General features: G+C 68.2%; 24 protein-coding genes. 10 read left to right on the top strand and 14 right to left on the bottom strand.

The window, feature by feature from the left end; translation table 11 throughout:
* Positions 1-2: 2 nt before the first annotated feature.
* Positions 3-2,465, bottom strand: a complete 2,463-nt coding sequence (locus EV652_RS05560) for a tetratricopeptide repeat protein (protein WP_132207906.1) — start codon at positions 2,463-2,465, stop codon at positions 3-5.
* A 315-nt stretch (positions 2,466-2,780) separates the two neighbouring features.
* The gene (locus EV652_RS46360) at positions 2,781-2,855 is read right to left on the bottom strand and encodes a 50S ribosomal protein bL37 (protein ID WP_369759046.1); all 75 of its coding nucleotides are present in this window, start codon (positions 2,853-2,855) and stop codon (positions 2,781-2,783) included.
* A 274-nt stretch (positions 2,856-3,129) separates the two neighbouring features.
* Here EV652_RS46360 and EV652_RS05555 point away from each other — a divergent pair, with 274 nt between their 5' ends.
* Positions 3,130-4,476 carry an HD-GYP domain-containing protein gene (locus EV652_RS05555; RefSeq protein WP_242001584.1) on the top strand — a complete coding sequence of 449 codons (1,347 nt, stop codon included), beginning with the start codon at positions 3,130-3,132 and terminating at the stop codon, positions 4,474-4,476.
* Positions 4,476-5,756, top strand: coding sequence for an HD-GYP domain-containing protein (locus EV652_RS05550; RefSeq protein WP_242001583.1), 1,281 nt, complete (start codon positions 4,476-4,478; stop codon positions 5,754-5,756). The genes EV652_RS05555 and EV652_RS05550 overlap by 1 nt, the downstream gene beginning before the upstream one ends.
* Here EV652_RS05550 and EV652_RS05545 read toward each other — a convergent pair.
* From EV652_RS05545 to EV652_RS05535, 3 genes are all read right to left on the bottom strand, one after another.
* Positions 5,718-6,335, bottom strand: coding sequence for a DUF5317 domain-containing protein (locus tag EV652_RS05545; protein WP_242001582.1), 618 nt, complete (start codon positions 6,333-6,335; stop codon positions 5,718-5,720). The two genes, EV652_RS05550 and EV652_RS05545, sit on opposite strands and share 39 nt — an antisense overlap.
* Positions 6,336-6,459: 124 nt before the next feature.
* Complete coding sequence (gene mctP, locus EV652_RS05540; RefSeq protein ID WP_132207905.1) at positions 6,460-8,115, bottom strand: monocarboxylate uptake permease MctP; 1,656 nt, start codon at positions 8,113-8,115, stop codon at positions 6,460-6,462.
* On the bottom strand, positions 8,112-8,393 hold the full coding sequence (locus EV652_RS05535; RefSeq protein WP_132207904.1) for a DUF3311 domain-containing protein: 282 nt from the start codon (positions 8,391-8,393) through the stop codon (positions 8,112-8,114). The genes mctP and EV652_RS05535 overlap by 4 nt, the downstream gene beginning before the upstream one ends.
* 80 nt (positions 8,394-8,473) lie before the next feature.
* On the opposite strand from EV652_RS05535, the gene EV652_RS05530 reads away from it, so the two are divergent.
* The gene (locus EV652_RS05530; protein ID WP_132207903.1) at positions 8,474-9,451 is read left to right on the top strand and encodes an endonuclease/exonuclease/phosphatase family protein; all 978 of its coding nucleotides are present in this window, start codon (positions 8,474-8,476) and stop codon (positions 9,449-9,451) included.
* A 1-nt stretch (position 9,452) separates the two neighbouring features.
* On the opposite strand, the gene EV652_RS05525 is transcribed toward EV652_RS05530, so the two are convergent.
* Positions 9,453-10,358: a DUF2785 domain-containing protein gene (locus tag EV652_RS05525; RefSeq protein WP_132207902.1), complete on the bottom strand. Its 906-nt coding sequence runs from the start codon at positions 10,356-10,358 to the stop codon at positions 9,453-9,455.
* 118 nt (positions 10,359-10,476) lie between these two features.
* Between EV652_RS05525 and EV652_RS05520 the strand changes: the two genes are divergently transcribed.
* The gene (locus tag EV652_RS05520; RefSeq protein WP_132207901.1) at positions 10,477-11,955 is read left to right on the top strand and encodes a sensor histidine kinase; all 1,479 of its coding nucleotides are present in this window, start codon (positions 10,477-10,479) and stop codon (positions 11,953-11,955) included.
* A gap of 90 nt (positions 11,956-12,045) precedes the next feature.
* Here EV652_RS05520 and EV652_RS05515 read toward each other — a convergent pair whose 3' ends face one another.
* On the bottom strand, positions 12,046-12,297 hold the full coding sequence (locus EV652_RS05515; protein ID WP_012922773.1) for a WhiB family transcriptional regulator: 252 nt from the start codon (positions 12,295-12,297) through the stop codon (positions 12,046-12,048).
* A gap of 513 nt (positions 12,298-12,810) precedes the next feature.
* Between EV652_RS05515 and EV652_RS05510 the strand changes: the two genes are divergently transcribed.
* Positions 12,811-13,221, top strand: coding sequence for a hypothetical protein (locus EV652_RS05510; protein WP_132207900.1), 411 nt, complete (start codon positions 12,811-12,813; stop codon positions 13,219-13,221).
* On the opposite strand, the gene EV652_RS05505 is transcribed toward EV652_RS05510, so the two are convergent.
* From EV652_RS05505 to EV652_RS05485, 5 genes are all read right to left on the bottom strand, one after another.
* Positions 13,222-14,016: an RNA polymerase sigma factor SigF gene (locus EV652_RS05505; protein WP_132207899.1), complete on the bottom strand. Its 795-nt coding sequence runs from the start codon at positions 14,014-14,016 to the stop codon at positions 13,222-13,224. It lies immediately after the preceding gene.
* Complete coding sequence (locus EV652_RS05500) at positions 14,013-14,405, bottom strand: ATP-binding protein (protein ID WP_132207898.1); 393 nt, start codon at positions 14,403-14,405, stop codon at positions 14,013-14,015. The genes EV652_RS05505 and EV652_RS05500 overlap by 4 nt, the downstream gene beginning before the upstream one ends.
* Before the next feature lie 123 nt (positions 14,406-14,528).
* A complete protein-coding gene (locus tag EV652_RS05495; RefSeq protein WP_132207897.1) occupies positions 14,529-15,284 on the bottom strand; it encodes an amino acid ABC transporter ATP-binding protein in 756 nt (251 codons plus the stop codon).
* Positions 15,284-16,111 (bottom strand): amino acid ABC transporter permease, encoded by an 828-nt coding sequence (locus tag EV652_RS05490; RefSeq protein WP_132207896.1) that lies wholly within the window; start codon positions 16,109-16,111, stop codon positions 15,284-15,286. The genes EV652_RS05495 and EV652_RS05490 overlap by 1 nt, the downstream gene beginning before the upstream one ends.
* Positions 16,108-16,959 (bottom strand): transporter substrate-binding domain-containing protein, encoded by an 852-nt coding sequence (locus tag EV652_RS05485; protein ID WP_132207895.1) that lies wholly within the window; start codon positions 16,957-16,959, stop codon positions 16,108-16,110. Before EV652_RS05485 ends, EV652_RS05490 begins: the two co-directional genes overlap by 4 nt.
* Before the next feature lie 301 nt (positions 16,960-17,260).
* Here EV652_RS05485 and EV652_RS05480 point away from each other — a divergent pair, with 301 nt between their 5' ends.
* Positions 17,261-18,472 carry an NAD(P)-dependent malic enzyme gene (locus tag EV652_RS05480; RefSeq protein WP_132207894.1) on the top strand — a complete coding sequence of 404 codons (1,212 nt, stop codon included), beginning with the start codon at positions 17,261-17,263 and terminating at the stop codon, positions 18,470-18,472.
* On the opposite strand, the gene EV652_RS05475 is transcribed toward EV652_RS05480, so the two are convergent.
* Positions 18,473-19,807 carry a hypothetical protein gene (locus tag EV652_RS05475; protein ID WP_132207893.1) on the bottom strand — a complete coding sequence of 445 codons (1,335 nt, stop codon included), beginning with the start codon at positions 19,805-19,807 and terminating at the stop codon, positions 18,473-18,475. It lies immediately after the preceding gene.
* 136 nt (positions 19,808-19,943) lie between these two features.
* Here EV652_RS05475 and EV652_RS05470 point away from each other — a divergent pair, with 136 nt between their 5' ends.
* The 4 genes from EV652_RS05470 to EV652_RS05455 all read left to right on the top strand — a co-directional run bounded on the left by EV652_RS05470 (position 19,944) and on the right by EV652_RS05455 (position 22,240).
* On the top strand, positions 19,944-20,315 hold the full coding sequence (locus EV652_RS05470; RefSeq protein ID WP_242001641.1) for a MerR family transcriptional regulator: 372 nt from the start codon (positions 19,944-19,946) through the stop codon (positions 20,313-20,315).
* 10 nt (positions 20,316-20,325) lie between these two features.
* Positions 20,326-21,294, top strand: a complete 969-nt coding sequence (locus tag EV652_RS05465; RefSeq protein WP_132207891.1) for a zinc-binding dehydrogenase — start codon at positions 20,326-20,328, stop codon at positions 21,292-21,294.
* Positions 21,295-21,798: a GNAT family N-acetyltransferase gene (locus EV652_RS05460; RefSeq protein ID WP_132207890.1), complete on the top strand. Its 504-nt coding sequence runs from the start codon at positions 21,295-21,297 to the stop codon at positions 21,796-21,798.
* A gap of 145 nt (positions 21,799-21,943) precedes the next feature.
* Complete coding sequence (locus EV652_RS05455; protein WP_132207889.1) at positions 21,944-22,240, top strand: WhiB family transcriptional regulator; 297 nt, start codon at positions 21,944-21,946, stop codon at positions 22,238-22,240.
* 45 nt (positions 22,241-22,285) lie between these two features.
* Here EV652_RS05455 and EV652_RS05450 read toward each other — a convergent pair whose 3' ends face one another.
* The gene (locus tag EV652_RS05450; RefSeq protein WP_132207888.1) at positions 22,286-23,521 is read right to left on the bottom strand and encodes a calcium:cation antiporter family protein; all 1,236 of its coding nucleotides are present in this window, start codon (positions 23,519-23,521) and stop codon (positions 22,286-22,288) included.
* Positions 23,522-23,568: the final 47 nt, after the last annotated feature.

The following is a 23,568-nucleotide window of genomic DNA, read 5'->3' as shown; positions in this document are numbered from 1 at the left end:
CTTTACCCGACGCCGGAATCGTCGAAGACATACGTGTAGCGGTCGCCTCGCTGGACCAGTGCGCGCAGCTCGCGGGCGGCGGCTTCGAAGTGCGGTGATATGCCCTGCAGAACGGCGATCGCGGCGTTCAGGTGGTCGATCGCGGCGGTGGAATCTCCGACATCGGCGCTGAACTTGGCGAGCTCGAGAAGAAAGCAGCCTTCGCGCAGTCTGTTGCCGAGCTGCCGGGCCAGTGCCAGCGCTCTTTCCAGGTATTCCTGCGCCCTCTTGTGCTCGCCCTGGCTGGCGAAGACGGCGGCCAGGCAATGCAGGCTTTGGGTGGTGAGATCGTCGTTCCCGGCGTCTTCGGCGACCTTGAGACTGTTGTAGAGCGGCGCTTTCGCATCCTCCAGCCGGCCGACCAGCAGGTGGGAGAAGCCGATGTTCAGGTACCGCTTGGACAGTGACCGGGCGTCGCCCAGCTCCCGGGCCAACTGGATGCCGCGCTCGAACGCCTCGTCAGCGCGGGCGGCGTCGCCCTTGCGGTCGTAGAGACCGCCGAGCGCGATGAACGAAACACCCTCCACGGTCTTGTAGCCCAGCTCCTGGCTGAGCCGCAGTGCTTCGGTCCCGAACTGCAAGGCCTCGTCCAGTCGGTCGAGCCGGCCCAGGACGTGGGTGAGCGATGAACAGCAGCGGGCCTGCCCGGGATCGTCGGACAGCTCACGGAACATGTCGAGGGCACTGAAGAGATGGGCCACGGCCGCTTCGAGACTTCCGTTCTCCACCTCGGGGATCGCGCTGTCGTGCTCGAGCCAGGCAGCCATCAGGCGCAGGTCGAGCTTCTGCGCGACCGCCACACCCACCAGGCATAGCTCGCGCATCTCCACCCAGCGCGATCGGGACTCGTGGTAGCCGAACATCGCGAGCGCCAGCTCCGGGAACAGCGCGGACCCGGCCAGCGAAGTCGCGGCGGCCTGGTGGAACCGGTCCATCAGATTGCGCTGCTCGTCGTCGAGCCAGCCCACTGCCGACGCCGCGCGACCCAACGCCGGAACGGGACCGACCGAAGTGACCGCGAGGGACAGTCGCGGACTGGCTGAATGGGTGAGCTTCTGGCACGCCCAGGCGAAACCGGTATAGAAGCGCAGGACGCGTTCGATTCCGGCATCGCGCTCGACCGAGGTGAGGGTCTGGTCGGCGAGCTCACGGCTGTAGGTGCGGATGAGGTCGTGGAAGCGGTAACGCTCGGGGGCGACCGAGTCCAGCAGGTTCAGGTCGACGAGGCGTTCCAGGATGGCATCGGCCCGCTGGACCGGGATGTCGAGCAGGTGGGCGGCGATGGCGGTGACCAGGTCCGATCCGTCCGGGACGCTCAGCATCGGCAGGGCCTGCGCGGCCTCCCGATCGAGGCTGCGCTCGCTGGTCTGCAGGAACTGCACGGAGCTGGCGATGCTCGCCCGTACGCCGGTTTCGTCGGAGCCGAGGCCGTCGAGTCGCCGGCCCTCGTCGCGAAGTAGGTCGACCAGGTGCTGGATCGGCCAGGTCGGCCGGGCGGCCAGCCGGGCACCGATCAAGCGGACCGCCAGCGGCAGCCGGCCGATCAGCAGGGTGAGGCTCTCGGCCGCATCGGGCTCGGCCGCGACCCGGTCCGCGCCGACGACTCCGGACAGCAGCTCGACCGACTCCGTCTCCGACAACGCATCGAGCCTGATCTGCCGCGCCCCGGGCAGCGTCGCCATCGCCCCTCGGCTGGTGATGATCACGGCCGACCCCGGACTGCCCGGAAGCAGCGGCAGGACCTGCCGTACGTCGGTCGCGTTGTCGAGCAGCACGAGCACCCGGCGGCCGGCCAACTGTGATCGCAGCAGGGCCGCTGCCTCCTCGACACCATCGGGGATCAGCCGCAGGTCCAGCCCGAGCGAACGAAGCAACTGACGCAGGGCCTCGGCGGTGGTCATCGGCCGGCCGGGACCGTACCCGCGGAGGTTGAGATACAGATGGCCGTCGGGGTAGCTGTCCACCAGCTTGTGGGCGGCCTGAACCGCGAGCGCGGTCTTGCCGATCCCACCCATGCCGGTCACCGCGACCAGACCGACCGTGCCGTTGCGCGGGTTGGCCGGAACCCGGAGCACCGACAGGATCGCCTCGATCTGCGCGGCCCGACCGGTGAAGTCCGGTGCGGCCGGCGGCAGCTGCCACGGCATCGGCAGGGAGTCGGCCGCTTCGGCGTCGGGGGCAGGTGCCTGGCGCTTGCGACCCTTGCCGCGGGCCACAGTCATGAACTCCGCGGTCTCGTCGGCGGTCAGGCCGAGGGCCGCGGTCAGCGCGCGCACGGTGTCGACCCGCGGACGACTCCGGGTGCCGCGCTCGAGAACGCTGATCGCCTGCTCGCTCAGACCGGCCTTGTCGGCAAGGGATGCCTGGGTGAGCCCGGCTCGGGTCCGGTACCTGCGCAGCAGTTCGCTGAGGCTCTCGGTCGCCACCCCACCCACCTCCCTCACGCGTTGGGTCCTGCTCGGCTACGGTCGGTGCCGGACGTCGGAGCTAACTCTAGGAGGCCCGGCCGATTGCGCGCTGTCGCTATCCACAGCAGCGACTGGACCGGTTTGGCAACGGTAGGCGGAGTGCCGCAGATCACATCGGTGAAAGCCCAACGATCGTTTGAACATTGCAATCGGTATTCGGGTGCGGACGCTCCGAATACAAGACCTCTGGGAATGGTGGTCTGAACCCACCCGTAACCAAATTGCAAAGACCCCGGCTTTGGCCGGGGTCCTCGCTGTCTGTAGCCGCCTGAGTCAGGCGTTGGGGCGCTTACCGTGGTTTGCGCCCTTCTTCTTGCGTGCGCGGCGCTTGCGGCCGGTCTTGCCCATTCCTAAGCCTCCTTGAAACAACTGCAAAGAGTCACAGTCTCTCATACCATGCGCGGGTCTTCACTTCGTGCGGCGGGTCACGGTCTGGCTTACAGTGTTTCGGCGCAGCGCATATGAGCAAAATATTGATCAGTCAGCGAAGTGCTGTCTGCCCCCCTGTGCCCTGCTGCCTCAGGCAGGCCCCAAGACTGCGACCGCTGAACGGAGGTGCGACATGCTCGCCGACGGCTGGGACTGGTAGTCCGGGGACGTCCGTCCGGGTAGCGTTGCGCGCGTGAACCGGCGGGTGCTGCTTCGGCTGGTGGTTGTCACGACGACCACCCTTGCTGTTGTCATTCTCGGACTTGCCGTGGCACACGCGCGGATTGACGCGCCCACCATCTGCCTGGGCCTGCTCATGCTGGCCGGAACCGTCCTCCGGCCGAGGGTGGGACAGGTCTACAGGACGTCACTCGACTACGTACTCGTCATTGCGCTCTATCTGTTGTCCGGTGTGGGATCCGCGATCCTGGTCGGCGCCGTCGGTGCCCTGTCACAGGATCGGCGTCATCCCTTGGTCAAGAAGGTCTTCAACGGTGCTCAGTCGGTGATCTGCGCGGCGGCCGGAGGGATGGTGTTCCACTTCGCCGGTGGGCCGACAGGCGACGCAGTGCTGTCACATCCATGGGATGCGATCTGGACCACTACGGCGGCGAACGCGACCTGGCTGGTCGTGAATGCGTTGTTGCTGTGCGTGGTGCTCTCGCTCGAACCGGGTGATCCGACCCCGGCCACCTTCCTCCGCAAGGTCGCCTTGCCGACGTCGCCGCCCCTGCTCGGCTACGGGCTGCTCGGCCTGCTGCTCGCGGTCGCCTGGCTGTCCGGCCTGGGCTTCCTGTCCATCCTCCTCATCTTCGTCCCGCTCTACGTCAGCCGGTGGGCACTCTCGCAGTACGAGGCCGAGCGGCGGGCGCAGGCGGCGACCATGCGGGCGTTCATCCAAGTCATCGAGACCAAGGATCTGTACACGCGGGGTCACTCCGAGCGAGTCAGTGAGGGTGTCGGGATGCTCGGCCGGCACCTGGAGCTGACCGACGACCGGCAGAGCGCGCTCGAGCATGCCGGGCTGCTGCACGACGTCGGCAAGGTCGGGGTGCCGACCAGCATTATCCAGAAGCCCGGCCGGCTGGACGACTCCGAGATGGACGCGATCCGGCTCCATCCGGCCCGCGGGGTGGAGCTGATCGGCAACATCCCTTTTCTCGAAGAGGTCAAGTCCGCGGTCCTGCACCACCACGAGAAGTACGACGGCAGCGGCTATCCGGCCGGCCTCAGCGGTGAGAACATCCCGTACTTCGCCCGGATCATCGGCATCGTGGACGCGTTCGACTGCCTGACGTCGACGCGGTCCTACCGTCCCGCCCGGGGTGTCGAAGAGACTCTGCAGATCCTGATCCAGGACCGTTACACCCACTTCGATCCGAACCTCGTGGACGCCTACGTCGAGGTCATCCGGCGGCACGGCTGGAAGACCGTCGACCAGCCGGCACCGGACGGTTCCGTGGTGGTGACGATCGACCACGACGACCTCAGCCTCGGCAGCGGCGGCGGCGCGACCGGCAACGCGGCAGGACCCGACTGATGGCCGGAAATATGACGGAAGGCCTCGAACTGCGCCGGATGGGCAGTGGTGTCATCATCGTGGCTGCCGGTGTGGCGCTGGCGTTCATCGCGATCATCCTGACCGCGCGAGAGGGCATGACCGAGTGGTCGTACGCCCTGACCTTCGGCGCGCTGATCGCGATCGGCGAGATGGTGCAGTTCCGGGTCGACCGGATCCGCAACCGGGCGCCGATCGCAACCAGCGCGGCGCTCGGCTACGCGATGCTGCGCGGACCCTCGGTGGAGTTTCCGCCGGATGTCGCGCAGATCGTGGCGGTGACCGCGGTCGCGACCGTGGCGGGTCTGCTGCCGCGCGCGATCGCCGGACTGGGGTGGGACATCGTCGTGTCCTCCCGACGGGGGATCTCGGTCGCCTGTGCTGCCGCGGTTTTCGCCGCGCTGGTGCCCAGTGACCTCGACTGGACCGGTCGGTGGCAGGACGCGCTCTGGCTGGCCGGCGCCATGCTTCTGGCGGTCCTGAGCGCGGGGATCAGTGACGCGCTGATCGGCGCCGGACAAGCCACCGAACGCCACAACCGGCCGTTCCCGGCGGCGCTGCGCGACGAGCTCTTGGTGATGGGCCGCATCGGCTTGGCGATGGGGATCAGCGGCATCCTGCTCGCCTGCGGTACGGCGTTGCTCGGCCTCTGGGCGCCGCCCCTGGTCGTGGTGCCGTTGTTGTTGACGCAGTTCGCGTTCCGGCGGTTCGCTTCGGCGCAACGGACGTATCGGACCACGGTTCGGTCGATGGCCCGCAGTACGGAGATCGCGGGCTTCAGCAGTCCTGGGCAGAACGCCCGGACGGCTCAGCTGGCGGTTGCCCTGGGCCACGACCTTGGGCTGGCGCCGCCGCGGATGGAGGCACTGGAGTACGCAGCTCTTCTGTCGGGAGTCGGCCAGTTGGCGTTGGCGGATCCCAGTCCTGGTGGGGCTTCGCTGCTGCGGACCCGGGAGGAGCGGCAGCGGGCGGCGGAGATCGGTGCCTCGGTCATCGAACGGTCCGGCGTCCTGGATCACGTCGCCGAGATCGTCCGGCACTCGAACGATCCGTACCGGCACGGCCGGGCCAACAACGCCGACATCCCGCTGGAGAGCGGGATCGTCAACGTCGCGCTGGCCTACGAGCAACTGGTCGGCGAGGGGACCGGACAGTCGCCGGGCAAGGCGATGGAGTCGATCGGTCTGGGCATCGGCGCGGAGTACGACCCGGTCGTGGTCGAGTCACTCAGGAGGGTGATCGGCCGAGGCTTCGACTTTTAGCCGAAGCAGTGCGGGCGTTCCCTCGCAGGGCTCCAGTTCGTCCCACACCGGCGCAGTTTCGGCCGGTATACGGTGCGATCCGCCCATTCCGGCGTACAGCAGGAGACCCGCGCCGGCGGCGATCAGCACATCACCCGGGCTGACCGCCTGTCCGAGGCCGGGGAGGGCCACTGGTACGACGTCGCCGAGCCAAGGCAACGTGGTTGTCGCGTCGGACAGTTCGTGGCGCGGATCGCTGACGAAGGGCCCTACGCCGGCGCGGGCCAGGGCGTCAGTGGCGACCGGCATTGCGCCGTTCAGTGCGACCACCAAGGCGTTGCAGAGGAAACCCAATGCAAGCAGGCCGACACCGGGATGGCGGAGGTTCTGGCGGAGGAAGACCGCGATGCAGACCGCGGATCCGATCAGGCCGACCGCGTACGCCGTACCTCCGGTGAGCGAGCCGAGGAACTGCCCGATCGCCGCGGCCGCCAGCCAATGCACACCGGTCAGGGAGTTGTCGGCCAGCCGGGTGAAGCGTCCACCGGTCACCCAGGCCACACCCGCGGCGAGCACCATAACGAGGAGGACCAGCAACACCCTCGCGATTCTGCCGCGCCCGCACCGGAATCCCGGGCAAGCTGAGCCCGCAGCGTGTCGACATAACAGCAAAGAGTGATGGCGGCCCCTCGCGCCACTGGCGAAAGGGGCCGCCGTCAACCACCTAGGACTTGGCCGGCGAGGCGCCGCCCTCGTCGAGGAGCTCGGGCAGGTCCTTCACACCCGGGTCACCCTGGTCGGCCCGGTAGTCCGACGGGTGCGTGTTGTCCACGCCGTCCGGCACCTTCAACGCCCGGAACACCAGCGTCAGCACGACGACCAGGATCAGGTTGAGCCCGAACGCCGTCAGCGCGATGTAGGACTGGGTGTCGGTGAACGGGACGTTGGCCAGCGAGCCGCCGAAGTGTTTCTTCGTCGCCGGGTTGATCACGTTGTAGGCCTCGATGGTGCCGAACAACATCGCGACCGCCCACCCGGCCAGCAGCGCCCAGCGGTGGAACCACCTGGTGTAGAGGCCGACCACGATCGCCGGGAAGGTCTGCAGGATCCAGATCCCGCCCAGCAGCTGGAAGTTCAGCGCGAGCGTCTTGTCCAGCACGAGCACGAACGCCAGCGCACCCAGCTTCACCGCCAGCGACGCCAGCTTGGAGACCTTCGCCTCCTGGGCCGGGGTGGCGTCGCGGTTGAGGAAGTCGCGGTAGATGTTGCGGGTGAACAGGTTCGCCGCCGCGATCGACATGATTGCCGCCGGCACCAGCGCGCCGACCGCGATCGCCGCGAACGCGATCCCGGCGAACCAGGACGGGAACTCCTGGTCGAACAGCCGCGGGATCGCCAGCTGCGGGTTCGCCAGCCCGTCCAGGCCGGTGGTGTTCACATTGGCCTTGATCGCCATGAAGCCGAGCAACGCGAGCAGGCCGAGCAGCAGCGAGTACGCCGGCAGGATCGCGGCGTTCCGCCGGACGATGTTGCGGTTCTTGGTCGACAGCACCGCGGTCACCGAGTGCGGGTACATGAACAGCGCCATCGCCGAACCGAGCGCCAGCGTCCAGTACGCCGAGAAACCCGACTCACCCGGGATGAACGCGCCGACCGGCTTCCCGGTGGCCGGGTTCGTCGCAGTGAGCTTGGCCTCCGCGGCGTCGAAGATCGAGCCCCAGCCGCCCAGCACGCCGGGCAGGTAGAAGATCGCCACCGCGATCACCAGGTAGATCAGACCGTCCTTGACGAACGCGATCATCGCCGGCGCCCGCAGGCCGGAGGAGTAGGTGTACGCCGCCAGCACCGCGAACGCGATCAGCAGCGGCAGGTCCTTGGCCAGCAGGTTGTCGCCGCCGAGACCCATCGTCTCGAACACGGCCTGCATACCGACCAGCTGCAAGGCGATGTAGGGCATCGTCGCCAGGATGCCGGTCACCGCGACCGCGAGTGAAAGGGCGCGACTGCCGTACCGCCCGCCGACGAAGTCGGCCGGGGTCACGTAGCCGTTGCGGTGCGAGACCGACCACAGCCGGGACATGAAGATGAAGATGATCGGATAGACCACGATCGTGTACGGCACCGCGAAGAAGCCGCTGATCGCGCCGGTGGCGTACATTGCGGCCGGTACGGCGATGAACGTGTACGCGGTGTAGAGGTCGCCACCGAGCAGGAACCAGGTGATGAAGGTGCCGAACCCGCGGCCGCCCAGACCCCACTCGTCCAGGCTCTCCAGGTTGCCGGTGTTGCGCCATCGGGCCGCCATGAAGCCCATCACGGTGACGGCGCCGAAGATGACGATGACGATGATCAGCTGGACCCAGTCGACGCTGTGGTTCACTGGTCGCCCTCCTTGGCCGTACCCGGCTTGTCCGGGTTTCCGAGCCCTGCTGCCGCTCGCCGCTTACGTTCCTCGGTGATCACCAGCCGGTAGCAGATGCTGACCAGGCCCGCGGAGAGGAAGACCCACAGGAGCTGGTACCAGTAGAAGAACGGGAAGCCCCACAGCCGGGGCTCGTCCTTGGCGTAGGTGGACACCAGGAGCGGTACGACGACCGCGACCGCCAGCAGGACGCCGGAGATCCAGTACGCGGGTTTGACCGCGGACAATCGGGACACTGCAAACCTCCTCGGGACACAGGCGCAACGGAGCACGCTACCGTTCGACCGGACACCGGACTAGATCTTCAGGGTGGTTCATGGATAACGAACGCGCATGGTTGGTCCGGCGGGTCGTCCTGTCCGTCCTGTTCCTGCTGATCGTTGCCGTTCCCCTGTATCCGGAGCTGTTCGGACTGGACGAGGTCACCCCGTTCGCGCAACTCGTGGCGTTTCGCCCGCAGGGACTGGTCGTCCTCCTGGTGCTGGGGATTCTGATGCCGGTACGGCGCGGATGGCGGATCGCCGCCGTTCTGGTGATGGTGCTGGCGCTGACCGGCGCGGCGCTGACCGCACCCCGGCAGTTCTCGGATGCGAAGCCGCCGTCGGCCGGGTCGCGGGTGCTGACGATCATGGTCGCGAACGTGCTCGGCGGTGGGGCCGACGCGGGTGCGGTGGCCAAGGTGATCCGTGAGCGTAGGCCAGACCTGGTTTCGTTGCCGGAGGCACAGGCCGACGTACGTGAGGAGATCCGGGCGCAGCTGCAAGGCCTTGTCTACAACGGTTACACGCTGCAACCGAGTGCGGCGGTGGAGAGTGCGACCAGCGTCCTGGTGTCGTCGTCACTCGGCGCGGTGCGGTTCGCCGAGGACCAGTCCGCGACGACCTTCGGACACATCATCGTCACCGGCGGGAACCTGGGGGAGGTGCGGCTGATCGCGTATCACGGGTTTCCGCCGCTGCCGTCCGAGGTGACCACCTGGAAACAGGATCTCGGGGTGCTCCGGCTGTGGTGCGCCCAGAATCCGCCGACGATCGTGGCGGGCGACTTCAACGCGACCACGGACCACGCCGACTTCCGGCATGCTCTCGGTTCGAATTGCCGCAGTGTGGCGTCGTTGACCGGCTCCGGGCTGGTCGGCACCTGGCCGTCGGATCGGCCGGCGGTGACACGGACCCAGATCGACCACGTGCTGATCACCCGGCAGCTCGAGCCGGGCAGGTTCACGACGTACGCGATCAAGGGCAGCGATCACCGGGCCGTCGTGGCCACAGTCGCCCTGCCCAAGACTGGCTAGCCTAGGACGGAGTAGCGGCCGGGCGGTAGATGTACGGCTGGGAGGCCTGCACGGCCTCGGTGAGCATCAGCAGCATGTCCGCACGAGCCTCGATCGGTCGGCCGAACAGCTCGTCGTCTCCCGGGATGGGGAAGCCCTTCACCCCGATCGCCAGCTGGCTCAGCAGGACATGCAGTACGCCGCGGGCGTTGAAGACCGAGGGAGTCGGCCACTCCGGCAGCGTCTCGTGCATCAACGGCTGCTGGGCCGCGGTGGCCGCGACCGGCTTCAGCCAGCGCTCCAGCTCGTCGCTGGTCAGCATGTTCCGGTGCAGGATCGTCATCACCGCGTGCGCGACCCGGTCGTGCTCCTCGTGCACCCAGCGGTACTGCGTGTCCTTCACGATCCGGTCGGCCAGTACGTCGAGCAGCGCCCGAAGCACCCCGGCGTCGCAGTGCCGTGACCGGGCCAGAGCGCCGATCGCGTCCGCGCCATGGGCCACTGCGTGCGCCCAGCCGCAGTCCGGCACATACCCCCGCAGGTCGCGCTCCCGCAGCAGCCAGGTGGCCAGCCGGTCACCCCAGCGCATCACCACTTCGTCGTGCACCAGGAACTCGGCGTTGTCGCGGTGGATCACCTCCGCCAGCGTCAGCGCGGTGAAGGAGCGGCGGAAGACGGTGTCGGTGCCGTCCTCACCCAGCCCGTAGGCGAGTCCGGCGCACAGGCCGTCACCGAAGCCCGGCAGCAGGTCGTCGTACACCCCGCGCTCCAGCCAGGTCGCGAGCGTCGGATACGCGAGCGCGTCGCGGACCTGCGGGTTGGTACTGGCGAGGCCGCGGACGAGTTCCTCGGTGAGGTCGGTCAGCGCACGGTCGCCCGGTACCGCGTAATCCGCGGCCATCACGTCCTGCCAGTACGTCGACTCCACCCGAGCATCCTTTCATCCGTGCCTGCTCAATCAACACCCATCCGGGCCCTTCTATCAAGCCGGACCAGTGGTGGTACTGGTAGCCGAGGACCCGGGGCCACGCCGGTAGGCTCAGGCTGTGCCGTCTTTGAGCGACGTGGCGCGGAACCACACGACCCTGGACCAGGCCGACCTGGACCGCCTGCAGCTGCTCGTCTCGGACTGGCAGATGCTGGCCGACCTGTCGTTCGCCGACCTGGTGCTCTGGCTGCCGGACACCGAAGGCCTCGGCTTCTGGGCCGGGGCGCAGATGCGGCCCACCACCGGACCCACGGCGTACCTGGACGACATCGTCGGCAGCTTCATCCCGCGCGGTCGCCGGCACCTGCTGGACCAGGCCTACGACGGCGGCCGGATCTGCCGGGAGGGTGACCCGGAGTGGCGCGACGACGTCCCGGTCCGGGTCGAGACGATCCCGGTACGGCGCGGCACCCGGGTGATCGCGGTGATCGCGCGGAACACCAACCTGCTCGGCGTCCGGACGCCGTCCCGGCTGGAGATCGCTTACCTGCAGAGCGCGACGGACCTGGCCCGGATGATCACCGACGGCATCTTCCCGTACGGCGGGGAGCGGCTGCTGTCCACCACCCCACGCGTGGGTGACGGGTGTATCCGCGTCGATCGGCACGGGATGGTGACGTTCGCCAGCCCGAACGCGTTGTCGGCGTACCGCCGGATGGGGCTCGTCACCGACCTGGTCGGGAGCCGGCTGAAGGACGTCACCGGTGAGCTGCTGCACAGCGGGCACAAGGTCGACGACGTCCTGGCGTCGGTGCTGACCGGGCGGGCGGCCAAGGAGTTCGAGATCGAGAACCCGGAGGCGACGCTGTTCCTGCGCGCGATCCCGCTGCGCGCCGACGGCCAGCACGTGGGGGCACTCATCCTGCTCCGGGACGTGACGGAGCTGCGCAGCCGGGAGCGGGAGCTGGTCACCAAAGAGGCGACCATCCGGGAAATTCATCATCGCGTCAAGAACAACTTGCAGACCGTCGCCGCGTTACTCCGGATGCAGGGCCGGCGGATCACCGTGCCGGAAGCCCAGGCCGCACTGGCCGAGGCGGTCCGGCGGGTCGGGTCGATCGCGATCGTGCACGAGACGCTGTCGGAGTCGTTCGACGAGCACGTGGACTTCGACGACGTCGCCGACCGGGTCGGGGCGATGGTGGCCGATGTGTCGACGGTCGCCACGTCGGTCGAGACCAAGCGCTCCGGCAGCTTCGGCGTACTGGACTCCGAGATCGCGACCCCGCTGGCGATGGTGCTGACGGAGCTGATGCAGAACTCGGTGGAGCACGCGTTCCGGTCCCGGGACGGGGAAGAGGCCAGCGGGACGATCGAGCTGTCCGCCGAGCGGTCGGTCGGCCGGCTGCACGTCACCGTCGTCGACGACGGGCACGGCCTGCCGGCGAACTTCGACTCCGAACTGTCCGGCAACCTAGGCCTGTCCATCGTCCGCACCCTCGTCATCGGCGAACTCGACGGCACCCTGGAGTTCGGACCACGCCACGACGGCGAGCACGGCGCCCAGGTCACCCTCGACATCCCCGTCAAGGACTAGCGCGCCCCTCTCGTGGGTCAGCCAACCGAGGGGGTGCGGGGAAGCGAAAGGCCCCGCGGGGTAGGTCCGCGGGGCCTCGAAAGTTCTAGCTCAGGCGGTGCGGATGCGGGCGCGAGCGTTACGGCGCTTGAGGGCGCGGCGCTCGTCCTCACTCAGTCCGCCCCAGACCCCATGGTCCTGACCGGCTTCCAGCGCCCACGCGAGGCACTGCTCACGCACGTCGCAGCGACGGCACACCTGCTTGGCCTCCTCGATCTGCATGATCGCGGGCCCGGTGTTGCCGATGGGGAAGAACAGTTCCGGGTCCTCATCGAGGCAAACGGCCCGGTGGCGCCAATCCATGGCGGATCCCATCTCTCTCAGTAGTTGTCGTACGCTGTGAGCTTGGTCTGTGCCCAGGCAGCGCGGCTTTACTCGTGGTTCAGCTCGCACACGAGGCGTGTGGTGCGAGGTGTTCGATCCTAAGACGTGTTGTGAACGTTTTCACGAACGAGACCATGTTCCCAATCTCGGCTGGGTGAAACAAGGGTTCTGGAGTTGTCGATCCGATCACAACACTTCCTTAACACTACGAACCGGTGCCCAGCGGTTCGCCCCGTCCGTTAACCGGACAGAGACTCGTTCCCGCGATCACCCGTTCACTGCAAGTAACCGATCTAACCGCCTTCGGGTTACGCACAACCTCAAATCCCTGTGGGGCTGGGGTTCCTGCGGCCCGTGCGGGAACGCAGGAAGAGCAGGGTGGTCGACCCGCGCGCCCGAATCACGTCCGGCACGGAGCACCCAGAGAGTGTCTCCTCACCCCGCGCAGATCACACTGCACGGGCTCAGGAGACACGCCCTAAGCTGACGGACATGCCGACCGACCCCCCAGCTGCCGCCGTACCGAGACCGCTCAAGCTAGCCGCGGCTGTGGTCGCTGCGGAAGGGCTCGTGCTGGTCGTTCTCGGAATTGCCGAAGCATTTACGATCCAAAGCTCCCGGCTGGTCCTCGGACTGACCACCTCCGCCTTCTTCGTCCTGTACGGCGTGGGCCTCGGGATCGTCGCCCGTGGCCTGTCCCGCGCGTCGACGTGGAGCCGTGGACCTGCCGTGTTCGCCCAGCTGATCCAGCTCCTGGTCGCCTACAGCTTCTGGGGCGGCTCCACCAAGGCCGTCTCGGTCGCACTCGCCCTGGCCGCGGTCGGCGTACTGGTCGGCATCTTCCAGAAGGCGTCCACCGAGGCCCTTGCGGACGACCCGACCAAGGACCGCCCCGTCCTGTAGTCACTCCTTGAGCAGGCCGGCTCTCAGTTCGGTGAGGGTGCGGGCCAGCAGCCGGGAGACGTGCATCTGGGAGATGCCGATCTCGTCGGCGATCTGGGACTGCGTCATGCCGCGGAAGAACCGCAGCGTCAGGATCCGCTTCTCCCGGGTGTCCAGCTGCGCCAGGAGCGGTTTCAGGGACTCCCGGTACTCGACGCTCTCCAGCGCCTCGTCCTCGCCTCCGAGGCCGTCCAGGACCGTGGTGGCGTCCGCCTCGTTCTGATCCGGTGCGTCCAGCGACAACGTGTTGTACGCGTTCGCGGACTCCAGTCCCTCGATCACCAGATCCGGCGACAACCCCAGTCGATCGGACAGCTCGGCGACCGTTGGTGCCCGGCCCAGCTCCTGGGTCAGCTCGGCCGTCGCCGCGGTCAGCGAGAGCCGTAGCTCCTGCAGCCGCCGCGGCACCCGGATGGCCCAGCCCTTGTCCCGGAAGTACCGCTTGATCTCGCCCAGGATCGTCGGCGTCGCGTACGTGGAGAACTCGACCCCGCGGTCGGAGTCGAACCGGTCGATCGCCTTGATCAGGCCGATGGTGGCCACCTGGACCAGGTCGTCGTACGGCTCGCCCCGGTTCCGGAACCGGCGGGCCAGGTGCTCCACCAGCGGCATGTGCAGCGAGACCAGGCCGTCCCGGGCCCCGATATGGCCTGGCTCTCCCGGACCGGCGGCCGCCATCGCCCGGAACAGGTCGGCCGTCCGGGTCCGTAGATCGGGTGTTTCCTGGGGCTCGCCCAGGGTTCGTTCCTCAGTCACGCCTTCTCCGCGGCGGTGGCGGTTGCCGTCACGGTGATGGTGAGCCGGCCGTCGATCGTCTCCGCGGCCGCGGACTCGACCAGTGCGGTCAGCACGGTCCAGCCGAACGACGAGGTGTCGGGACGCCAGCCGTTCGGTACGACGGCGCTGGTCCGCACCGTCAGCTGTGGCGGGTCGATCTCGAAGACGCAGTCCAGCACGCCGTCGGACGCCTGCGGGAGGAGCAGCGCGCACGCCTCGTCGACGGCGATCCGCAGATCGTCGATCGCGTCCACGGTGAAGTCGTTGCGAGCCGCCAGGTTGCCGACCACCGACCGCGGTACGGCGATGTACGCACTGTCCGCCGGAATGCTCAGACGGACCTCGGCGGATCGTCCGGTGCTTCCCACACTGCCTCCCTCGTGTTCGGCGGGTGATCGCCCCACCACGCCGTACATCTTCCACGCTGTCAGCCCGCAATGCACGGCGAAGGGCCCGGCCTTGTGGACAAGGCCGGGCCCAGGCGGTGGAACTCAGCCGGTCGGCTCGACGTGGGTGGGGTCGAGGACGCGGCGCAGGAAGGTGCGGGTGCGTTCGTGGGCGGGGTTGCCGATCAGCTCGGCCGGCGGACCCTGCTCGACGATGACACCGCCGTCCATGAACGCGACCCGGTCGGCCACCTCGCGGGCGAACGCCATCTCGTGGGTGACCACGAGCATGGTCATCCCGTCCAGCGCCAGCTTGCGCATCACCGTGAGCACCTCGCCGACGAGCTCCGGGTCGAGTGCCGACGTCGGCTCGTCGAACAGCATCAGTGCCGGGTCCATCGACAGTGCCCGGGCGATCGCCACCCGCTGCTGCTGACCGCCGGACAGCTGGGCCGGATAGGCGGTCACCTTCTCGGTCAGGCCGACGCGTTCGAGGTTGGCCCGGGCGACCCGGGCCGCCTCGGACGATTTGCGCTTCAGCACGGTCGTCTGCGCGACTGTGCAGTTCTGCAGGACCGTCAGGTGCGGGAACAGGTTGAACTGCTGGAACACCATGCCGATCTGCTGCCGGGCCGCGTCCAGGTGGCAGTCCCGGTCGGTGATGTCCTCACCGCGGACGATCACCTGTCCTTCCTGCGGCTGCTCGAGCAGGTTGACGCAGCGCAGCAGCGTCGACTTGCCCGACCCGGACGGGCCGATGACGCAGACGACCTCGCCCTGCTCGACGGTGAAGTCGATCCCGCGCAGGACGTGGTTGCTGCCGAAGGACTTGTGCAGGTTCTTGATCTCGACCAGAGCCATCAGTACGCCCTCGCAGCCTTCGCCTCGAGCCGTCGGACCAGGAGGCCCAGCGGCAGCGTGATGATCAGGTAGCAGAAGCCCGCCGTGACCAGAGGGGTCAGGTTGGAGTAGGTGTTCGCCAGGTCCCGGCCGAATCCGGTCAGCTCGTACGCGTCCGCGCTGACGCCGATGATGAACACCAGCGAGGAGTCCTTGACCAGCAGGATCAGGTCGTTGGTCAACGGTGGCAGCACGATCCGGAACGCCTGCGGCAGCACGATCTTGCGGGTGGCCAGACCGGCCGGCATCCCGAGCGAGCGGGCCGCCTCGACCTGACCCTTCGGGACGGCCTGGATTCCGGCCCGGATGACCTCGGCCATGTACGCCGAGGCGACGATGCCCAGCGCCAGCCAGACGACGCCGTAGGGGTCCCACGGAATCGTCAGACCCTCGAAGGCCAGCGGCAGCAGGCTGAACGCGATGAACACCACGATGGCCGGCAGGCCGCGGAAGAACTCGATGTAGGCGGTCGCGAGCCAGCGGTACGGCCCGACGCTGCTCAGCCGCATCAGCGCCAGGACGGTGCCGCCGACCAGGCCGATCACGAACGCGCCGGCGGTGTACTCCAGCGTCTTGACCAGAGCCTGGAGCAGTCCGTCCTCGAAGGAGGCCTTGATGAACTCCGGCTTGAAGAAGACCTCGACGATCTGGCCCCAGTCCGCGGTGAACGCGGCGAGCAGGACCAGGACGATGAGGATCGCGTACTGGATCCAGCGGGAGCGCTGAGCCCGCTGCCGCGGGCTCAGCCCCTTCCGCTCAACGATGTCGGGTTCGGTGGGCGCACTCACTTCTTCGGCTCAACCCCGAACCACTTCTTGTAGATCTCGTTGTACTGGCCGTCGGACTTGGCCTTGGTCAGCAGTTCGTTGAACTTGGCCACCAGCTTCGGGCCGCTGCCGTCCTTGAGCGCGGCGAAGCCGTACTGCTCGCCGGTGTTGAACTCGGTGGCGATCTCCATCTCCGGGTTCGCCTTGACGAAGTCGTAGAGCACGCCGTTGTCGTTGATGGCGGCATCGACCCGGCCGGACTTGACGTTGTTGGTCTGGATCGCCAGGTCGTTGAACGGGATCACCGTGTAGCCGTTGGCCGCGGCGTTGTCATCGGCGTACTTCTTGCCGGTGGTGTCCGCCTGGGCGCCGATCTTCTTGCCCTTCAGGTCCGCCAGGCTCTTGATGCCGGAGTCCTTCTTGACCATCAGCACCTGGGTGGCGTCCATGTACGGCTCGGTGATGCTGATCGCGGCCTGCCGCTCCGGCGTGATCGTCATCGCGCCCATGCCCATGTCGCACTTCTTCGCCTGGAACGCGGCGCCGGAGGTGACCTGGGCCCACTCGATGTTGACGACTTCCTGCTCCAGGCCGAGGTCCTTGGCGACCAGGTCGAGGAGATCCACGTCGAAGCCGACCACGTCGGCGCCGTCCTTGTACTGGAACGGCTTGTAGGGCAGGTGGGTGCAGACCATCAGCTTGCCGGGCTTCACCAGGGTGATCCCGGCCGCGGCGGCCTTGTCCTCGGTTCCACCGCTGCCCGAGTCCGAGTCGCCGCTGCCACAGGCTGCGAGCGTGAGCGCGAGTACGGCGGTCGCGGCCACGGTGACGCGGACGCGACTCTTGCGGAGGGTGGAGACGATGTTCATCGCGATACCTCTCGACACTGGAACTGGTACGCCGAACCGGTCGGTACCGGTCCGGATGCCGCATCCTGACACAGCAACCAGCCACGTGTCGGCTGCTGACTACGGCCGAGACCTCATCGTCACCCGGATGCAGCCCTGAAGGCCGTTGTGGGGACCCTCACAGAGCAGACCAGTGCGGTGTGTGGTTTACTCGGTGCGACGGGTGACCCCCTGGCCGCGGCGCTGTCCGACGTACCCATTGATCGAACCGCCCACTCACTGTAACCAACCGTCTGCTCGCTGTTCTCCGAAGGGTCCCCGCATGGTCGCCCAGCCCCATCCGTCCGTTGCCGCTGCCGTTCCCGAGTCCGACCGGTATGCCGGCGACGCCGTCTTCGAGCTGCACCGCGGCGGCAAGATCGAGGTCACCTCCTCGGTTCACGTCCGCGACGCCGCCGACCTGTCGAAGGCCTACACCCCTGGTGTGGCCCGGGTCTGTACGGCGATCGCCGAGGACCCGTCCCTGGTACGGCGCTACACCTGGAAGTCCAACGTGGTCGCGGTCGTCACCGATGGGACCGCCGTCCTCGGACTCGGTGACATCGGCCCGGCCGCGTCGCTGCCGGTGATGGAGGGCAAAGCCCTGCTGTTCAAGGAGTTCGGCGGCGTCGACTCGGTGCCGATCGCGCTCGACTGCACCGACGTGGACGAGTTCGTGGAGACCGTCGTACGGCTGGCGCCGACCTTCGGCGGGATCAACCTCGAGGACATCTCGGCACCGCGGTGCTTCGAGATCGAGCGGCGGCTGAAGGAGCGGCTCGACATCCCGGTGTTCCACGACGACCAGCACGGTACGGCGGTCGTCGTACTGGCCGCGCTGCGGAACGCGCTCCGGGTCACCGGCAAGTCGATCGAGGACATCCGGGTGGTGATCTCCGGAGCCGGTGCGGCCGGGGTCGCGTGTGCCCGGATCCTTCTGCAGGCAGGTGTCGGCGACCTGGCCGTTGTCGACAGCAAGGGTGTGCTGCACGAGGACCGCGCCGACCTGAACCCGGTCAAGCTCTCGCTGGCCCGGGACACGAACACCGGTGGGCTGTCCGGCCGGCTGGTGGACGCGCTGGACGGCGCGGACGTGTTCCTCGGCGTGTCCGGCGGAACGGTGCCCGAGGAGGCGATCTCCCGGATGGCCGACGGGTCGATGATCTTCGCGCTGGCGAACCCGAACCCGGAGGTGCACCCGGACATCGCCCACCGGCACGCCGCGGTGGTCGCGACCGGTCGCTCCGACTTCCCGAACCAGATCAACAACGTGCTCGCGTTCCCCGGCATCTTCCGCGGCGCCTTCGACGCGAACGCCTCCCGGATCACCGAGGGCATGAAGCTCGCGGCGGCCGACGCCCTGGCCGGCCTCATCACCGAGGCCGACCTGCGTCCCGACTACATCATCCCGTCGCCGTTTGACGCCCGCGTAGCTCCGGCCGTCGCCACCGCAGTCGCCACCGCCGCCGAGGCCGAAGGGGTCGCCCGGGCCTGATCAGCCGCGGACGACCATGCGCTCCCACCACTGGCCGGCTCGGTTCAGCATCTCGACGTCCTGGCCGCCGGACTCGACGTACCCGGTCATCGCCAGCCGGGAGTAGACCGCGGACATCGCGCCGCGGCCGGAGCCGTCGTACCAGCCGCCCCGGCGGATGTCGTCGTCACCGGTTCCGGGGAACGTGGTGCGCTCCAGGTCGAGCCACGGGAAGTCGGCGGGGACGGCGAGTTGGGTGGCCTCGATGAACCGGTGCGTGTACTCGATCTTCGCGTCCAGTCCGTGCCAGAACAGTCCCGGTGCGAGCACGCTGCGCGGGGGAGTACCACGCCAGTACGACGCCAGCCAGGCAGCCGCGTGCGGCACCTTTACTCGGTTGTCGCGGACCGCCTTCAACGCCGTACCCATCTGGGCGATCGCGTTCGGGGACCAGCCGTAGGTGATCAGATACGGGTGCTCGCCGGTCTCTTCGCCGATCTCGTACGTCGCGCCGTCAAGCGGGAACCCGGCCGGTTCGCCGGCGTAGATGAGGTCCGGATCGATCTCGGTGGTGCCGAGCAGGTGGCGGGTTCCGGCCGCGGCCGCGTCGTTGTAGGCGCCGGAGCGGAACCGGCCGTACCCGACGGCGAGTGCGCGGACCGCGGCGTACTGGTCGAGTGACAGCATCGACGGCGCCCAGTGCTCCACGTCCCAGCTGCCCATGTTGCCGTCGTCACCGGTGATGAAGTGCGGGAAGGCGCCGACGTACCGGTCGTTGTGGAACGCCGAGACGGCTTCCTGACGGGTGTACTGCAGTGCCGCCACGCGGTCGAGCATGGCCCGAGCCGCGGTGTCGGCGGACAGGATCCTGGCCGGGTCGCCGGACCGCTGCTCGAGGTGCTCGGCGTAGTTGACCAGCAGCTCGGCCCGCCCGGTCAAGGTGCGGATGTCGCCGCTGCGCAACACCGTGTCGGGCTGCGCGGCGTACAGACCGAGGAGCGCGGTCAGGTAGGTCTCCAGGTTGGCGAGCAACCGCGGATCGCCTTGCAGGTAAGGGCTGCGCAACAGTTGTAGGGCGATGTCGGTGTTCATGTGGCCCGGCCGCCGCTGCAGGATGTAGTCGAGCAACTCGTCGGCGGTCTGGCGCTGCCGCGGGTCGCCGGTCACGTCGTACATCGCAGACAGTGCCGCGTGCGCGTGTGACGCGCCCTCGAGACCCCGGCCGGTGGCGACGCCGTCAGCGGTGATCTGCAGGTAGGCCCCGGTGACCTGTGCGGTCGTCGTGGCCGGGGCGGGCACGCTCTGTCCGGTCAGCAGGGCGGCAGTCACGCCGGCAATCATCAGGACACGTCGCATCGGTTCTCCTCGGAATTACGGCCAGGCCCGTTATTCTCGCGGATACAACCACACGACCGGCTCGTTGACCAGCCCTCGAGGCGCGGAAGCTAAACTCTGACACGGATGTCAGAGTCGGAGGTGTGGTTGCGTGCGGATGCGGGAGATGGTCGCCCGGACCGGGGTGAGCGAGCGGTTGTTGCGGTACTACGAGGATCAAGGGCTGTTGAAGCCGGAGCGACTGGCGAGCGGGTATCGGGAGTACGCCGAGAGCGATGTGGACCTGGTGGGGCGGGTCCGGACGTTGCTGGCGGCTGGGCTGTCGACGTCGACGATTGCGCAGGTGCTGCCCTGCGTGACGGAGAAGTTGGAGCCGACCTGCCCGGTGCTGATCGATCAGCTGCAGCAGGAGCGCGACCGGATCTCCGTGTCGATCAAGGCGCTCGAGGAGTCGCGGCAGTTGCTGGACGGCGTGCTTTCCACACCCATGGTGAAATCGGTAACTGACTCGGCTCAGACCACCCCCTAGGGTGGTACGCATGCTTGCTGCCTATGCCGCCAAGTTCGCCGCCGACGACCCGATCGCCGCACTGGAGGTGGGGGAGCGCCCCGACCCGACGGTGCCCGAGGGGTGGGTGACGATCGACGTACGGGCGACTGCGCTCAACCACCACGACCTGTGGTCGCTGAAGGGTGTCGGGCTGGCCGAGCAGAATCTGCCGATGATCCTCGGCTGCGACGCGGCCGGGATCGACCCGGACGGTAACGAGGTCGTCGTGCACGCGGTGATCTCCGACCCGGCGTGGAAGGGTGACGAGACGCTCGACCCGAAGCGGTCGCTGCTGAGCGAGCGGTACCAGGGGACGCTGGCCGAGAAGGTCGCCGTACCCGCGCGGAACGTCGTACCGAAGCCGGCCGGGCTGAGCTTCGAGCAGGCCGCGTGCCTGCCGACCGCGTGGCTGACGGCGTACCGGATGCTGTTCACCCAGTCGGGTCTCAAGCCGGGTGACACCGTGCTGGTGCAGGGAGCCGGCGGTGGGGTGGCGACTTCTTTGATCACGCTGGCGCGGGCCGCGGGGATCCGGGTCTGGGCGACCAGCCGGGACGAGGGGAAGCGGGCGAAGGCGCTGGAGATCGGCGCGCACGACGCGTTCGAGTCCGGGGCGCGGCTGCCGGAGCGGGTCGACGCGGTGATGGAGACGGTCGGCCAGGCGACCTGGTCACACTCGCTGAAGTCGCTGAAGCAAGGCGGCACCCTGGTCATCTCCGGCGCGACCAGCGGCCAGGCACCGAAGTCCGCCGAGCTGAACCGGATCTTCTTCCTGCAGTTGCGGGTGCAGGGCTCGACCATGGGCACCCGGGCCGAGCTGGCCGAGCTCGTGCAGTTCATGGCGAACGCGGGCATCTCGCCGCACATCGACTCGGTGCTCCCGCTGGCCGACGCCCGCAAGGGCTTCGCCAAGATGAACGAGGGCGACGTCTTCGGCAAGATCGTCTTTACTGTCTGAATGCAGCCGGAGATCCGTCGGGCCACGGTGGAGGATGCCGAGGCCGCGGCGTGGTGCCATCTGCTCTGCTGGCGGGAGGCGTACGACGGATTGGTCGAGCCGGACGTGCTGGTGGACCGGACCAACGATATCGATCGCCGGATCGAGCGATGGACCACGCATATCGGGGCGGGGCGGATCCACTGGATCGCACTGAACCCGGCCACCGGTCTGCCGGTGCAGGAGCAGGTGATCGGCTTCGCCGTACCAGGACCGTCCCGGGACGAGGATGCGCCGACGCCGCTGGAGCTGCTCTCGATCTACGTCCGCAAGGCCTGGTGGGGCACCGGCCTCGGCGTCCGGTTGCTGGAGGTTGCCATCGGCAAGGAGCCGGCCAGCCTGTGGGTGTTCGAGGGCAATCACCGGGCTCGTGCCTTCTATCGCCGCCACGGGTTCGTCGAGGACGGTTCCCAGGTCGACGACCCGTTCTTCGGGCTGCCGGAGATCCGGATGGTACGGCGATAGTGCCACCGGCACCGTTGTGCCGGTGCCGTTTCACGCCCGAAACATGCGCGTCGCACCGGGGCAATCGAACTGGACCAGTCTGGTCCTACCGCAGGAAACCCCCGCGGGTTCGATCCGCCCGATCGACGAGCGACCAGGAGTGCCCATGAGGCCGACCTTGACGGTGATCGCCGACCCCGCCGACCGCTGGATGATGAAGGCCGCCTGTGTCGGCCAGGCGCCGGCGTACGACGAGACCGCGACCCAGTGGGAGCAGCGCAAGGCCCAGGCCCTGTGCCTGACGTCCTGCCCGGTGATCGAGGAATGCCGCGAGTGGGCCCGCCGGACCAAGTTCACCGGTACCGCGGCCGGCGAGAAGTTCCTCTACGGCCGCCGCCGCGGCCGCCCCGGCCCCCAGGAGCGCCGCCGCCCCTCGATCGTCGAGGAGCAGCAGGCCAGCTGATCTCCGGAAGGAAATAGCCGCCTACCGGCGAAAAGTCTCCGAAGATCAGACCTCGATGAGCTCGTCGGCGCGTTCTGCGTCGGCGGGCTTTTCCGTCCGGCGGAACGGAGAGGTGATCGTCGGCAGGATGTACTGCCGGTTGCGGACCAGCGCGACCACCGCGAGCACCAGGTAGACCCCGCACAGCACATACCGCCCGGTCTGACCCGGTACGGCGAACTGCACCGCGAACAGCCCCAGCAACGTCCAGGCCGCCCACCGCGGGAAGCGAAGGCTCAGCAGGACGGCGAGACCCAGCAGCGTCTGCGTCGCGGTGAGCAGGAACTCCTCGACCTGACGCCCATCCAGGTGCAGGGCGGAGGGTCCGCCACCGATCATGTACGCGATCGGCAGGCTGCCGATCAGCAGGGTCCACTGGTTCACCTTGGCCGAGATGAGCAGGCCCAGTGCGGCCCCGCCCTTGCCCCGCCAGGCGAACAACAGCGCCACGATGAACTCCGGAGCCTCTGACGCCAGCGGAGCCAGCCACTGCACCAGCAGGAACTGGTCGATCCCCAGTGCGTGGCCGCCCTCGACCAGCGAGTCGGCGAACGGCTCGGCCGACAGCAGGATCACCACGGCCGCCGTCACGAACATCCCGATCACCGCGGTCCGCCGCTGCACCGTCGGCAGTGCGCCGATCCGCGCGGCCGGCCCGACCAGGTCCGGCTCGTCGTCGTGCTCGGACGCAGCCGCGCGCCACAAGTAGTACCCGAAGAACGCCAGCAGCCCGATCCCCAGCACGAGGTGGATCTGCCCGGTGACCGGGATGACGAACGCGACCACGCTCGCGATCCCCAGGAAGCCCAGCTCCCGCTTGTACCCGGAGTCCAGCACCAGCGCCTTCACCGACCGCCCGCTGCGCCGCGAGGCGACGTACAGGCTGATCAGTACGACGCTCGACCAGCCGAGGCCGAGGAGCAGTCGGTTGGAGCCGGTCATGTTGGCCGCGGCGTACTGGACGTACGCCGGCTCGCTGCCGGCCGTATGCGCGAAGTAGAGGTCCACGGCGTACTCGGGCAGCACCGCGATCACCGCCAGCAGCGCGATCGCGAGCCCGCCGGAGATATCGACCTCCGCGGCCTCGGCGGCCCAGGCGAGCACGAACGACGCGGCGACGACGCCGAGACCGAAGAGCACGATCGCGAGCGGTGCCGACGGATGCACTCCGGACAACCGGAGGGCAATTGCCGGAAGCGCTGCGGCGAGGCACAGAAACACAGGGCGGAGGGCTCTGGGCATGTCTCTAGGCTGCCATCGTTTTAACACTTTCGCAATTGCGAAAGTAT

This window comes from Kribbella steppae, assembly GCF_004342025.1.
GTDB lineage: Bacteria > Actinomycetota > Actinomycetes > Propionibacteriales > Kribbellaceae > Kribbella > Kribbella steppae.
The sequence above is the reverse complement of the archived record's forward strand: the minus strand, read 5'-3'. Positions and strand labels throughout refer to the sequence as shown.

Excerpts from the sequence above, each read along its gene's own strand:
- EV652_RS05485 (WP_132207895.1), bottom strand. The coding sequence starts at position 16,959 with ATGAACATCGTCTCCACCCTCCGCAAGAGTCGCGTCCGCGTCACCGTG.
- EV652_RS05530 (WP_132207903.1), top strand. The coding sequence starts at position 8,474 with ATGGATAACGAACGCGCATGGTTGGTCCGGCGGGTCGTCCTGTCCGTC.
- EV652_RS05510 (WP_132207900.1), top strand. The coding sequence starts at position 12,811 with ATGCCGACCGACCCCCCAGCTGCCGCCGTACCGAGACCGCTCAAGCTA.
- EV652_RS05480 (WP_132207894.1), top strand. The coding sequence starts at position 17,261 with ATGGTCGCCCAGCCCCATCCGTCCGTTGCCGCTGCCGTTCCCGAGTCC.
- EV652_RS05475 (WP_132207893.1), bottom strand. The coding sequence starts at position 19,807 with ATGCGACGTGTCCTGATGATTGCCGGCGTGACTGCCGCCCTGCTGACC.
- EV652_RS05550 (WP_242001583.1), top strand. The coding sequence starts at position 4,476 with ATGGCCGGAAATATGACGGAAGGCCTCGAACTGCGCCGGATGGGCAGT.
- EV652_RS05515 (WP_012922773.1), bottom strand. The coding sequence starts at position 12,297 with ATGGATTGGCGCCACCGGGCCGTTTGCCTCGATGAGGACCCGGAACTG.
- EV652_RS05470 (WP_242001641.1), top strand. The coding sequence starts at position 19,944 with ATGCGGGAGATGGTCGCCCGGACCGGGGTGAGCGAGCGGTTGTTGCGG.
- EV652_RS05455 (WP_132207889.1), top strand. The coding sequence starts at position 21,944 with ATGAGGCCGACCTTGACGGTGATCGCCGACCCCGCCGACCGCTGGATG.
- EV652_RS05495 (WP_132207897.1), bottom strand. The coding sequence starts at position 15,284 with ATGGCTCTGGTCGAGATCAAGAACCTGCACAAGTCCTTCGGCAGCAAC.
- EV652_RS05465 (WP_132207891.1), top strand. The coding sequence starts at position 20,326 with ATGCTTGCTGCCTATGCCGCCAAGTTCGCCGCCGACGACCCGATCGCC.
- EV652_RS05450 (WP_132207888.1), bottom strand. The coding sequence starts at position 23,521 with ATGCCCAGAGCCCTCCGCCCTGTGTTTCTGTGCCTCGCCGCAGCGCTT.
- EV652_RS05460 (WP_132207890.1), top strand. The coding sequence starts at position 21,295 with ATGCAGCCGGAGATCCGTCGGGCCACGGTGGAGGATGCCGAGGCCGCG.